The 13,369-nt window shown below is 41.8% G+C and carries 7 protein-coding genes; 5 read left to right on the plus strand and 2 right to left on the minus strand.

What is annotated here, in order from left to right; translation table 11 throughout:
- Nucleotides 1-71 precede the first annotated feature (71 nt).
- The 3 genes from BV372_RS00370 (at nucleotide 72) to BV372_RS00380 (ending at nucleotide 4,707) form a co-directional block, all read left to right on the plus strand.
- Nucleotides 72-962, plus strand: coding sequence for a DNA adenine methylase (locus BV372_RS00370; RefSeq protein WP_086681520.1), 891 nt, complete (start codon nucleotides 72-74; stop codon nucleotides 960-962).
- Nucleotides 932-2,071 (plus strand): restriction endonuclease, SacI family, encoded by a 1,140-nt coding sequence (locus BV372_RS00375; RefSeq protein ID WP_143844921.1) that lies wholly within the window; start codon nucleotides 932-934, stop codon nucleotides 2,069-2,071. The genes BV372_RS00370 and BV372_RS00375 overlap by 31 nt, the downstream gene beginning before the upstream one ends.
- Before the next feature lie 95 nt (nucleotides 2,072-2,166).
- The gene (locus BV372_RS00380) at nucleotides 2,167-4,707 is read left to right on the plus strand and encodes a U32 family peptidase (RefSeq protein WP_086681523.1); all 2,541 of its coding nucleotides are present in this window, start codon (nucleotides 2,167-2,169) and stop codon (nucleotides 4,705-4,707) included.
- Nucleotides 4,708-4,764: 57 nt separating this feature from the next.
- Here BV372_RS00380 and BV372_RS00385 read toward each other — a convergent pair whose 3' ends face one another.
- Both BV372_RS00385 and BV372_RS00390 read right to left on the minus strand, forming a co-directional pair.
- Nucleotides 4,765-10,227 carry an ATP-binding sensor histidine kinase gene (locus BV372_RS00385; RefSeq protein WP_086681526.1) on the minus strand — a complete coding sequence of 1,821 codons (5,463 nt, stop codon included), beginning with the start codon at nucleotides 10,225-10,227 and terminating at the stop codon, nucleotides 4,765-4,767.
- Between the two features lie 327 nt (nucleotides 10,228-10,554).
- Nucleotides 10,555-11,439 carry a LysR family transcriptional regulator gene (locus BV372_RS00390; protein WP_086681530.1) on the minus strand — a complete coding sequence of 295 codons (885 nt, stop codon included), beginning with the start codon at nucleotides 11,437-11,439 and terminating at the stop codon, nucleotides 10,555-10,557.
- A gap of 155 nt (nucleotides 11,440-11,594) precedes the next feature.
- Here BV372_RS00390 and BV372_RS00395 point away from each other — a divergent pair, with 155 nt between their 5' ends.
- Together BV372_RS00395 and BV372_RS00400 are read left to right on the plus strand one after the other, a co-directional pair.
- Nucleotides 11,595-12,374: a trans-aconitate 2-methyltransferase gene (locus BV372_RS00395; protein ID WP_086681533.1), complete on the plus strand. Its 780-nt coding sequence runs from the start codon at nucleotides 11,595-11,597 to the stop codon at nucleotides 12,372-12,374.
- Nucleotides 12,375-12,733: 359 nt separating this feature from the next.
- On the plus strand, nucleotides 12,734-13,270 hold the full coding sequence (locus BV372_RS00400) for a hypothetical protein (RefSeq protein WP_086681536.1): 537 nt from the start codon (nucleotides 12,734-12,736) through the stop codon (nucleotides 13,268-13,270).
- Nucleotides 13,271-13,369: the final 99 nt, after the last annotated feature.

Raw genomic sequence — 13,369 nt, forward strand, 5'->3', positions numbered from 1 at the left:
TGATTTTATGCTTTTATGCCATAGTATTTTAGACCTTTATTCCGAAACGCAAAGCCTACAAGGATAAAAAAATGGGCAAAAGTAAGCTGATAGCTTTTGGCTGGTATGGTGGCAAGTTCAGCCATCTTGATTGGCTTTTACCTCTGTTGCCAAATACTCAACATTACTGTGAACCATTTGGAGGTTCGGCGGCAGTTTTGCTCAATCGCAATCCTTCACCCGTTGAAACATATAATGACTTAGACGGTGAAGTAGTAAATTTTTTTCGTATATTACGAGAACAAAAAGAAAGTTTAATTGAGGCTATTGGTCTAACTCCTTTCTCTCGTGAAGAATTCGAGATAGCAATATCTGAGCCTACCCCAGATTTATCTGAGTTTGAACGAGCTAGAAGATTTTTTATCAGAGCTAGACAGGTGAGAACTGGTTTAGCACAAAAGGCAAGTTCTGGGAGATGGGCACATTGTAAACTAACAAGCCGTGCGGGTATGGCTGGTGCAGTCTCAAGATGGTTAGGAAGTGTAGAGGATTTGTCTGAGATTGTTCAAAGGCTTTTACGAGTGCAGATTGAGCATGACTCAGCAATTAAAGTGATTAAACGTTACGACTCTGAAGAGACTTTGTTTTACTGCGATCCTCCCTATCCACACGCTTCAAGAGGAGATAGTCAAGCTTATGCTTACGAAATGAAAGATGATGAGCATCGAGAACTAAGTTATGTTCTTCACAATATTCAAGGCAAAGTTGCTATCTCTGGTTATCAATGCGACCTTATGCAAGAACTTTATGGTGATTGGAAAGCGATCGTAGCACCAACTAAGGCTTGCCATTCTACAAAAGGATTAAGAACAGAAGTGCTATGGATCAATTACGACATTGAGAATGCTGAAAAAAAATTTGTGGATAAAAATCTAGAAAAGGCCGAATCTCCATGTCAACCCCAGCAGCTATCCTTGATTTAGCTTTTGAAAAGGTTGTTGCTGATTTAACACAACCAGTTATAAATGATGCTGTCATTTCTAGAAATGTAGAATTTGTGTGTCGTAACCCTCAAAATCGAGCAGGTATTCGGTTACTTTTAGCTTGTTGTTTGGCAAAATCTCACAGAGCAAATATGGATATTCGCAAACCCTATACCGAAATTAGTGGCTCGGACTGTTATTCAGGTCGTACATATGATGAAGCATATATAACAGGCTTTATAAATAAACATGAATTACCGTGTAACCCAACAACGGCTTTTCTCACACCAGCGCTCCGTAACAGAAATATTATTCTTACACCAGAAGTTAACTTAGTTGGTAAGCCGCCGATTCTTTACAAGACTGTCCTGCAACTACTTGATAATATTTATCAAGGTCAAGTTTTGGCTGAAGATATGCTGGCTGAAACTATTAGATATCTTTTAATAATTAGAAATGAAAATCGTCAGCGAATTACTAGTCTGATTGCAAATTTGAAAACTCTTAAAGGTGCTATTCCTCTTTCTACTGAAGCAATTGTGAAGTTGATTGAGCAGCACTTAAATTGTCCTAATTCCAGTCGGTTGCCAGTCCTAATTGTAGCTGCTGCCTATACAGCCGCTTCAGGTTACTTAGGGCAACTTGCTCTGCCTCTTGCAACTCATAATGCAGCCGATGCACAGACAGGGGCGTTGGGAGATATTGAGATTACGCTTTTCAACGATGACAATGTAATAACTAGCTACGAAATGAAAACGAAGAAGGTTACGGTGGATGATATTAACCGTGCTATACAAAAAATTAGAGATTCTGCTCAAAAAATTGATAACTATATATTCATCACCACAGAGCAGATTGAGCAATCTGTTCAAGACTATGCCGCAGGAATTTATGAACGCACAGGTGGAATTGAATTTGTAGTGCTGGACTGTATCAGTTTTCTCCGTCATTTTTTACATCTATTTCATAGATTACGAATGGATTTTCTTGAGGCGTATCAACAGTTAGTACTTGATGAACCTGCAAGTGCGGTGAACCAACCGTTAAAAGAAGCCTTCTTAGCACTACGTCAAGCGGCTGAAAGCGACAAAGAAGACTCAGAAGAATGAATCTTTATTAAAAAAAGCGATCGCTCTTTTCACCCACAATCCCCAACTAACTTCGATAAAATCACTATGGTGCTACTTCAACCTTCCCAAGCCTGATGAAAAGCGATCGCTCTCCTCAAACCACCTCATCCACTCTGCAACGTCCTGAAATCCTCGCACCAGCAGGTAATTGGGAATGTGCCAAAGCTGCTGTCGAAAATGGGGCAGATGCAATTTACTTTGGTTTGGATCGGTTTAATGCCAGAATGCGGGCACAAAATTTTACTGAGGCGGATTTACCCGAATTGATGGCATTTTTACACCTGCGGGGTGTGAAGGGCTACGTCACCGTTAATACACTCATCTTTCCCAAGGAATTAGCAGAAGTAGAACAATATCTGCGGTCAATTATTGCCGCAGGTGTGGATGCGGTGATTGTTCAGGATGTGGTTATCTGTCGTCTCATCCGTCACCTATCTCCCGATTTTCCCATCCATGCTTCTACTCAGATGACTATCACTAGTGCCGCTGGAGTGGAATTCGCGAAATCTCTCGGCTGCCAGTTGGTGGTACTTGCCCGTGAATGTTCCTTGAAGGAAATCAATAAAATTCAGCAGCAGATTGGACAGAAGGAAACTTCTTTGCCCTTAGAAGTATTTGTTCACGGTGCTTTGTGCGTGGCTTATTCCGGTCAGTGTTTGACTAGTGAAGCTTTAGGCGGGCGTTCTGCCAACCGGGGTGAATGTGCCCAAGCTTGCCGAATGCCCTACGAGTTAATCGCTGATGGGGAAGTTGTAAATTTAGGCGAGCGCAAATATCTGCTCAGCCCCCAAGACTTAGCAGGGTTAGAAGTTCTCCCCGATTTAGTGAAGTCAGGGGTAATTTCTCTCAAGATTGAAGGTCGTCTAAAAACCCCAGAGTATGTTGCTAATGTTACCCGCGTTTACCGGGAAGCTTTAGATCGGGTGATGGAGGGAGAAGGGGACAAGGGGAAGGCGACAACACACTCAGAGGTTTCTGAGGAACGCTACAACTTGGAAATGGCGTTTTCGCGGGGGATTTACACGGGCTGGTTTCAAGGTATTAACAATCAGGAATTGGTTCATGCGCGGTTTGGGAAGAAGCGCGGAGTCTACCTGGGCGAAGTTACCCGCATTAATAATGAACAGGTAGCAATTAAATTAGAAGCACCAGTTAAACCAGGGGATGGAATTGTCTTTGATTGCGGTCATCCAGAAGCGAAGGAAGAAGGTGGTCGAGTTTATGCTGTCACGCCCAAGGGTAGGGAAACATTACTGACTTTTGGTCGCAGTGACCTCAATTTCCGTCGGGTGCATGTGGGCGATCGCGTTTGGAAAACTAGCGATCCAGAACTTGATAAGCAATTGCGTCAGAGTTTTGCTGGAGATAATCCCCAATTTCAGCGTCCCATTGATCTTGAAATTTATGGCGAAGTTGATCAACCACTAACTGCGATCGCTCGCGATCAACAAGGTCATGTCGTCCAGGTGGATTCTACAATATCCCTGGTGGAAGCACACACCAAACCCTTAACTACAGAACGGTTACAAGAACAATTTGGTCGTCTGGGTAATACTCCCTTCTGTTTAGGAAAGCTAACCAATCAACTCAGTGGCGCGGTGATGATACCCGTGAGTGAGTTGAATAAAATGCGGCGAGATATAGTATCTCAGTTAGCAGAGTTACGCAGTCAACCACAACGCTGGGAACTACGTTCTGAAGTTTCTTTCCAAGACTTACTCCCTTCGCCATCTACCTTATCTACCTCATCTACCTCATCCCCCTTACTCATCGTCCTAGTACGCAACCTCAAGCAACTCCAAGCTGCAATCAAAGCGAGAATCCAAACACTGTACTGTGAATTTGAAGACCCCCGCTTCTATCGAGAAGCAGTCCAGATGGTACGTCAAGGGCAAACTATTGCTAATCAAACTATCTGGGTTGCACCTCCTCGGATTACCAAACCAGGGGAAAACTGGATATTGCAACAAGTGCGTGACTGTAATGCAGATGGTTATCTGGTGCGGAACTACGATCAGCTACAATTCTTTTCTTCAGACCCCTGTATCGGAGATTTTTCACTCAATGTTGCTAACGCTTTAACCGCAGATTACTTTCAACAGCGCTATGGTTTAGAACGATTAACTGCATCCTACGACCTAAATATTACCCAACTGGAAGACCTGCTCACCAGTTGTCCACCCCAGTGGTTTGAAGTGACCATCCACCAACATATGCCAATGTTCCACATGCTGCATTGTGTATTTTGTGCCTTTCTCTCTACTGGGACAGACTACACTAACTGTGGAAGACCCTGTGAAAAACAGGAAGTAAAATTGCGCGATCGCGTTGGTAGCGAACACGTCCTCAAAGCAGATGTAGGTTGTCGCAATACTGTATTTAACGGCACTGCCCAAACAGGAGCAGAATACGTACAGCGCCTAATAGCTTTGGGATTGAGAAACTTCCGCATCGAATTTGTGAATGAGTCACCAGAGCAAGTGAGTAAAACGATACATTGCTACCAACAACTACTGCAAGGCGAGATTACAGGTTCCCAACTCTGGCGCGAGTTAAAACTGCAAAATCAGCTAGGTGTAACTCGTGGTCCTATGGGGCTGTCTCCAGTCAGGTAATCAGGTAGAGGCAGGCGGAAACTGCCTCTAGGTAACAACAGTAACGTTTTTACTGAGTTACTGGCGAACTGGAAGGCGGATGATAAACTCCGCTCCCTCTCCCAGTGCTGAGATGCAAGAAAGTGAACCACCATGTTTTTCGGTGACAATTTGGTAGCTAATCGACAACCCCATACCCGTCCCTTTGCCTACAGGTTTTGTAGTGAAGAAGGGATCGAACAGGCGTTGTCTAACTGACTCTGGCATACCCAAACCATTATCTGCAATGTGGATTTCGACTTGATTAGCATCAACCTGTTGAGTATGAATGGTAATAATTGGATTAGTGATTTGTCCTTGATGATTCACTAATGAGTCTTCTAAAACATCGATCGCATTACTCAACACATTCATAAACACTTGATTGAGTTCTCCTGCATAGCATTCCACTTGGGGCAGGTTGCCATAATGTTTGACGACCTCAATACCAGGATGCTCTGGCTTCGCTTTCAAGCGATGTTGCAGAATCATCAACGTACTATCAATGCCGTCATGAATATTCACCGCTTTTCTCTCAGCTTCGTCCATACGCGAGAAGATTCGCAGAGAAGCGACAATTTTGCGAATCCGATCTGCTCCAACTCGCATGGAAGACAGTAGCTTGGGCAAATCTTCTAGCAGAAATTCCAGATCAATAGCAAGAGCTTCTTCCTCAATCTCTGGATGGGGAGATGGATAATGTTTCTGGTAAAGTTCCAGCAGCCCCAATACCTCTTGGGTATACTCGTTGGCATGGTTGAGGTTGCCATAGATAAAATTGACCGGATTGTTGATTTCGTGAGCAACACCCGCTACTAGTTGTCCTAAGCTCGACATTTTTTCGGTCTGCACAAGTTGAGACTGGGCTTGTTGTAGTTTGTGTAGGGATTGTTGAAGTTGTTCGGCTTTTTCTCGCTCTCGCATTTCAGATGCTTGCAAAGCTGCGTTTTTATTTTCCAGTTCTTGTGAGTAAATTTGCAGGTTGCTATAGAGACGGGCGTTATCAATCGCAATCGAAATTTGTGCGCTCAATAGACTCAGTACGTTCACCCGTTCTGAGGTAAAAGTACCAGGAATAAGATTATTTTCTAGGTAAAGAATACCTGTAAACTTGCCCGAGTAAATCAGCGGTAGACACAAAATCGACTTAGATTGGTGAGCGACGATATAACTATCAGCCGCAAAGCGAGAGTCTTTAACAGCATTTTCTAAAACCAAGTTGTCTCTGGTTCTTTCGACATAGTTGAATAGGGCAACCGGGAGTAAGGGTGAATCTGTTTTATCCTCTGAGTTGACAACAACGCTAACGTCCTGACCTTCAACAGTTCCCGTTGCTTCTAGCATCCATTGATTATCCTGCTTGGCAATAAAGTAACCTTTTTGAGCGCCAGCATTTTCAATAACATTTTTCATCATTTTTTCGAGCAAGCGGCTCAGCACCATTTCTTCTGACAGCACTTGTGAAGCTTTCATCACTGTCATCAAGTCGAGAAGGTGAGAGCCTCCGGTGGTTGTGGAACTGGTTTGAGTTAGTTCTTTGTAATTTGTTTGTAGGTTTTGTGTGTTTGATGCTCGCGTAATTAATTGTGGATATTTTGATTCTAAATCTTTAACTTTAGCCGTTGCCCCCCAACGGACATAGGCATAGTAGGCATTGGTCATGTAAGTTTGGGCAATGCTGTGTTTACCCCATGACTGATAAAATTTAGCAGCAAGTTCGTGGGCAATGGCTTCTTCGTTGATGTACTCGTTTTCTTTAGCAAGTGCGATCGCGCGATCGTACATCTCGATTGCTTCTACTTTTTCGCCTAAAACTCGATGCCGTTCTGCCTCTACCAAATAGAATTTATGCAGATGATTCATTGGGGCATGATGCGCCCATTTTTGCATTTTTTCTTGATTAGCTTGGACGCGATCGAGAATTTGCTGTTGCTCTAATTGTGTAGTATTGTCATACGCTGCCAAGCGCACTAGAGAATCGTACAAATGGAATAGCACAAACTCTATTTGTCCTGTAGTTGTAGCCAGATAATTTTCCATCTGCGCGAGATTTTCCAGCGCTTGGGAGTAATCATCAAACCGATAACAAAGCTGAATTTTGTGCGTGTATAAGAATGCAAGTGCCAACAGGTCATTGCTTGACTTGTGAAGTGGTAACATTTGTTCTTCATCATAGGCTTTACCCTTAAGCAAGCATGGATTTTGGGTTTGACCCATCAGGTTTAAGACGGCTTGCCAAGCCATTTCTTGATGATGAAGTGCTGTTTCTTGCTTGATTTTATTAATGGCATCCCAATAAGTTGCTATTTCTCCTTCCAGATAAGTTAGTTGCTTACCAACTATATAGGACTGATAAGAGTATTGAAATGCACCGTAGCCAGCATATTCTAAATCTCCAATTTCTAGTCCACTCAAATAAACCAAACCATAAGATTCTAAAAGATTTTTGATGTGTTCTTTCCAAGGTAGGACTAGGACATTTGCTAGGTGGCGGGTTTTAACTTCTTTGGCATTCAATTTCACTCCGAGGCTCAAAGCTAATTGACCGAACTGGTAGCCTCGCTCGATATCTCCTACTACTCCGCATAGAAGAAAACCATAATTGGTATAAGCCAAGGGAGACCCAGAAGCATTACCATATAGGACGCATAAATTAACCTGTTTGCACACAAGTATGGGAACCAGTTCTGGTGAAACAAAGTAGGCAACAGCAAATAGATTTGACATCAGCCTCAAAGCTGCCAGTTTATTTGGGTCAGTCATTTGAGGTAAGTCGAGTAAGTCCGAAACTTCCTTCCCACTCAAAATTGATGCCGTTTCCTCTAGCCCCCGTTCAATATCTGACCCTGTAGGCTGGGAGGGAAATTCTACGCCCAACAGCTTTAAGACTTGCAGCCCCGTAGAGAGCGCATCAATTAGCTTGTTCTGGCCCATGTAAGCTTGCATCTGAACTTCATAAACTTTCACTTTGTCCAGTAGGGTTTTAGCGCGGTTTTGCACTAATTTAACGAATCTCTGCATTCGCTCAAAGTCAACGCTCAGAAAAGCTGCCTCTGCTGCTTCCTCATACAGTGCTAATGTCAGTTCATAATGACTTTCCCAGCTATCAACTGCTAACAGTTCTAAACCTACTTGCAAATATTTAATAGCGGCATCGTGCGCTGTTGCTGCTTTAGCTTTCTGGCCTGCTATGAGGTTAAGTTGGGCTAGTTCATATCTTTCTGTTTCAGTTGTTAGTAATTCTGTACCGTAATTGAATTGGTTAACTAGAGCAAAGACATTTTCTTTTCGTTCTTCTGGAGTAGTACTTTGTAGCAGTAATTGACCGATTTTTAAGTGAGTTTCTTTCTTCTTGCCATCGGGAATTAAAGAATAAGCTGCTTGCTGTACTCTGTCATGTAAAAATTTGTAATCAACCTTGACATCGGTTAAGGTAATACTGCTTGATTCTTCCTGACCAAATACTAAAGGAATTTTGTAATCTTGACTTAATGGCAGAATTAATCCAGCTTGCAGCGCCGACCATAATTGTGCTGCCGTTGTTAGAGGTGATGCTTGATTGACGATCGCCAAGACATCTAAATTAAACGTATTACCAATACAAGCGGCTAATTTAAGTATTTCCTGGGTCTCTATTGATAGTTTGCGAATGTTTCTTGCAGTGAGTTCAACAACATTCAAGTCAGTAATACCAATCACTTGAATATCTTGAATATCCCACTCCCAGATCCCTGAATGGAAATTGTATGTTAATAAGTCTTCTTGATACAGAGTTTTCAGCAGTTGCGTTAAGAAGAATGGATTTCCGCCAGTTTTGTAGAATAGTAATTCTGCAAGTTGCTGGCAGCGTTCTGTATCATTTAATGTATCGCTAATTAAAACTGCCACATCTGTTAACTGCAACGGTGACAGAACAATATTATTTACCACTGCATCTGCTTTTTGAATTTTCTCCAAACTCATCATCAGTGGATGGGTGGGCGAAACTTCGTTATCACGGTATGCTCCAATTAATAATAAATATTGGCGTGGCTTGCCGCCGTAGGCATCGCTATCCGTCATCAATAGGTCAATTAAGTTCAGCGATGCCGAATCTGCCCACTGTAAATCATCAAGAAAGACTACCAAAGGATGGTCTTGGTTGGTAAATACGCTAATGAATTGCCCAAAGACGCGATTAAAACGATTTTGAGATTCGGTAGCACCCAGTTGTGTCACAGGTGGCTGAGTCCCAATAATTAATTCGACCTCCGGAATCACATCAATAATGACTTGCCCATTCTCCCCCAACGCAGTTAATAGTTTTTCTTTCCATGCTTGGATTTGGGCTTCGCTTTCGGTGAGTAATTGCTGAATTAAGGATTGGAACGCCTGAATCAACGATGCATGGGGAATATTGCGCTTGAATTGGTCAAACTTGCCTGCAATAAAATAACCCCTTGCTCTGACAATCGGTTTATGAACTTCATTGACGACACTTGTCTTGCCAATCCCTGAATAACCGGAAACAAGCATCATTTCGCTGCTACCACCTGCCACACGCTCAAACGCAGCCATCAATGTTGCTACTTCTGCTTCGCGTCCGTATAGCCTTTGTGGAATCAAAAAATGTCCAGATTTATCTTGTCTTCCCGGTACAAAGTTTTCAATCTTTCCAGTCGCTTGCAATTGAAACAAGCATTCCTCTAAATCTGCTTTTAGCCCCCAAGCACTTTGATACCGCTCCTCTGCTGTTTTCGCTAACAGCTTCAAAATAATCGCACTAATCGCCTCTGGAATATCTTCCAAGATGCTACATACAGTTTCTTTACAGGGTGTAGCTGGGGTTTTGGCAATGTGACAGTGTACCAACTCCATCGGGTCGGTACTACGAAATGGCAAAGTACCCGTCAGCATTTCATACAAGGTGACACCTAACGAGTAGAAATCGGTGCGATAGTCGATCGCTCGGTTCATTCTGCCCGTTTGCTCAGGTGACATATAGGCAAGTGTACCTTCGAGCAAATTAGGATTGCTTAGAGTGAGATTTTCTTTATCAAGCCGCGAGGAGATACTAAAGTCAATCAGTTTAACTTCCCCAGAGTTTGGGTCAATTAGAATATTGTGCGGCTTAATATCTTTATGAATAATCTGTTGGGCGTGCAATTCTCCTAAAGTGTGTGCCAGATTAATCGCCACCTTGAGGAAAGTAATCAAGGTCGTTGTTTGAGCCGCAATCACTTCTTTGAGCAAGCAACCCGGAATGTCTTCCAAAACTAAAGCCAATCCATGCTGATAATTCTTTAACTCATAAGGTTTAACAATTCCAGGAATTTGTAGAGGCTCAATGATTTGATATTCGTGGCGCAGTCGTGCAATGTCTTCCAAGAGTGGATGTTCGTCTAAGAGGGTTTTGACAATTACGGAGGCGTTATCGGTTTCTCGCCGTCCCCGATAAATGACGGTTTTATTGCCGGAATGAATGGTTTCCAGGAGTTGGTAACCAGTTAAAGTAGGTATCATTATTTTCTTTTGCTAACTAAGTATTTTTAATATTCCCGTGTAGTTTTTAATTTGTAATATTTGACACAAAAGTTCGTAATATTGGATAGAAAACTTTGTATATTGTTATGTGAAGTTTACAAATACAATTCATACATCAATTGGATTAAGTAATGCGTGAGGCTCAAACTTAATAATCCAAGTAAAAATCAATGAGTTTATCTTTTCTGTCAACTCTTCAAAGACTAATTCATACAGTCATGAGTTTAGTGTTTTTAAAAGCGTTAAAGCGGTAATTACAAGCTTTGAAATTAGTGTTGGTAAACTAATATTTTTAAGCTAAATTGACTATAACTGAGCAGTTTGTCTAACTGTCTCTAAAAATCTCTGCACAATTGGGGATTTCTCATTTCTGCGGCAAATCATAGCAATGGCCGCTTTTGGGGTAGATTCTTGGATATTTTTGTAAACTACACCAGTTCGTTGTAAGTTTTGCAAAGATTCAGGGGCGATCGCCACTCCCATTTCTCCAGCCACTAAACTGACAATAGTCTGCATTTGGATTGCTTCTTGAGCAACGTATGGACTAAAACCTGCTTGCTGGCAAAGACTGATAATTAAATCGTAGAGTCCGGGTGCTAATTTTCTGGGAAATAAAATGAACGGTTCATTGGCTAGGGATGTCAAACTCACATCAGATTTATTTACTAGCCAATGTGTCTCAGGAAGCGCTACTATTAGCGACTCTTGAAAAATGATTTCCCAGCTAAATGTATTATCTTCAATAGGCGGACGGATGAAGCCTACATCCATACGTCCTTCCTGCAACCACTCTAGCTGCTGATCTGTCGTTAGTTCATGCAACTCTAGACTTACCCCAGGAACACGGCTGCGAAAATCTTTTAAAATTATTGGCAGAATGTTATACGCTGCTGTACTAACGAAGCCAACCACTAACTGTCCAATTTCACCCCGATTTGTTTGTTGCCCAATTTGAATTGCTTGCTGTAATTGCTGAAGAATTTGCTGCACTTCACCCAGAAATACTTGCCCCGCTTCTGTTAACTGCACATTGCGTTTTGTGCGGTGAAATAGTTCAAAGCCTAATTCTTGCTCTAGTTGGCGAATTTGTTGACTAAGGGGAGGTTGAGCAATATGCAATTTTTCTGCTGCTTTTCCAAAATGCAGTTCTTCTGCCAAGGTAACAAAGTAGCGCAGGTGTCGTAGTTCCATCGTGTACAGCAACTAATATATTTTAAATATTAGTTACAGCATAAAAATATATTGGACACGATTAAAAATCTCTTTTACTGTGATGATTAAGCGGTCATTAACTAAAAGCGCAAGGTTGAGGACTGACAAGCCCATATTTTGTAATTTCACTGTTTATGAATAGTATTTCGATTCCCAAGCATAATTGGGATAGTAGTTTGTATCAGAACAAACACGCTTTCGTGTGGCAATATGGCGAGGATTTGTTGCAATTACTCAACCCCAAGGCAGGGGAGTTAATTTTAGATCTTGGTTGTGGTACTGGGCAACTCACAGAAAAAATAGCCCAAACTGGCGCTAAGGTGATGGGAATTGATAGCGCCGCCACGATGATCGAGAAGGCTAGACAAAACTATCCCCATATTCGATTTGATGTTGCTGATGCTAAGAACTTTCAAGTAGAACAGCCATTAGATGCGGTGTTTTCCAACGCCGTATTGCATTGGGTTAAAGAAGCAGATAAAGCGATCGCCTGTATACATCAAGCACTCAAACCCGGTGGGCGAATTGTTGCAGAATTTGGTGGTAAGGGGAATATACAGGTGCTATCTCAAGCTTTGTTCAGCGCAATGGAGTCTATTGGGATTTCTCAACCACAAACACTAAATCCTTGGTACTTTCCTAGTATTGGTGAGTATGCTACTCTACTGGAACAGCAAGGTTTTGAAGTCATCTATGCCACCCTGTTTGCGCGTCCCACTCCTCTGGCTGAGAAAGAAGCAGGCATAGCCAACTGGATTAAGATGTTTGCCGGTGCTTTCCTAGTAGGAATGACTGCTGAGCAAAAAATCCAAGTAATTCGCAATGTAGAAGAGTGCCTGAAGCCAACTCTCTATCAAGATGGAACTTGGATAGCAGACTATCGACGAATTCGCATCTTAGCTATCAAAGTTTAGATAAATTTCAATCATCAAAATCTGGCACGATTAGAACATATTTGCCTTGAATTATGTCTCATTACTTACAGAGGTTTTCAATTGTTTGAAACATAGGTATTTGTAGATGCACGCTTAAGCTTTGGGTAGTAGAATTATTCCTTGAGCTTAACTGCGTTTAAATGCAATTAAGCTATTAGCCCAATCCTTGTTTTAGGGCACATTGGTTCTGAGAATTTGCTAAAAATTCAGATTCCCGACTTTTTGAAAAAGTCGGGAATCTGACAACCAAGCAAGGTTAATCCAATAGACCACTAACCTAAATAGGTGAAACTTACTGTAAACAGAGAATAGATTAATAATTCAAATTCATAAAATTTATGCTTAACAAAAAAACATCTTGTCGTAAGACATCGCTTTCACTATTACTAACTATTAGCGTGGTGACGATTTCTCTAGTGCCATTCAAACCTTTATTAGCGCAAACTTCCTCTATACCACAGCCGTCTGATGCGCTTTTGGAACTCAGTTTGTTAACCAAGCCAAAAAGCTCAGTGATTACAGCTACTACTATTAACCAAGGAAACTTGACCATTCCTAGATTATGGTGGGCACAAGACAGCGCTGAGAAAAAGCTGTTAGATAACTGGATAGCATATCCAGCTTCTAAGGAAGAACCTGCGCGGGTAGACTTATTAGTGAATCAGCAAATTTGGAGCTTATTAGATTATCTAGAACGCTACGACTTTATAAATCGCTTGGGTACTGCTGCTCGGAGAGACAATTATAACGTTCGAGTATTTAATTATCAGCAAGAACTATTAGGAACCTATACCTGTAATTTTAATATCAGTCCAGCTGCATGTAATATCCAGATGTCTGTTCAGAATAAATTAGGTTGGCGACGTTCTTTATAGAAAGGATGAAGGATAAAGCAGTATATATATAGCAATCCAATTTGATTACTGAAATTATTTACGTAGGGAGGGAACAGGGAACAGGGAACAGGGAACAGG

Source organism: Nostoc sp. T09 (genome assembly GCF_002154695.1).
Taxonomy (GTDB): Bacteria; Cyanobacteriota; Cyanobacteriia; order Cyanobacteriales; family Nostocaceae; genus Aulosira.

Coding starts and splice junctions, on each gene's coding strand:
- BV372_RS00370 (WP_086681520.1), top strand. CDS start 72: ATGGGCAAAAGTAAGCTGATAGCTTTTGGCTGGTATGGTGGCAAGTTC.
- BV372_RS00375 (WP_143844921.1), top strand. CDS start 932: ATGTCAACCCCAGCAGCTATCCTTGATTTAGCTTTTGAAAAGGTTGTT.
- BV372_RS00380 (WP_086681523.1), top strand. CDS start 2,167: ATGAAAAGCGATCGCTCTCCTCAAACCACCTCATCCACTCTGCAACGT.
- BV372_RS00385 (WP_086681526.1), bottom strand. CDS start 10,227: ATGATACCTACTTTAACTGGTTACCAACTCCTGGAAACCATTCATTCC.
- BV372_RS00390 (WP_086681530.1), bottom strand. CDS start 11,439: ATGGAACTACGACACCTGCGCTACTTTGTTACCTTGGCAGAAGAACTG.
- BV372_RS00395 (WP_086681533.1), top strand. CDS start 11,595: ATGAATAGTATTTCGATTCCCAAGCATAATTGGGATAGTAGTTTGTAT.
- BV372_RS00400 (WP_086681536.1), top strand. CDS start 12,734: ATGCTTAACAAAAAAACATCTTGTCGTAAGACATCGCTTTCACTATTA.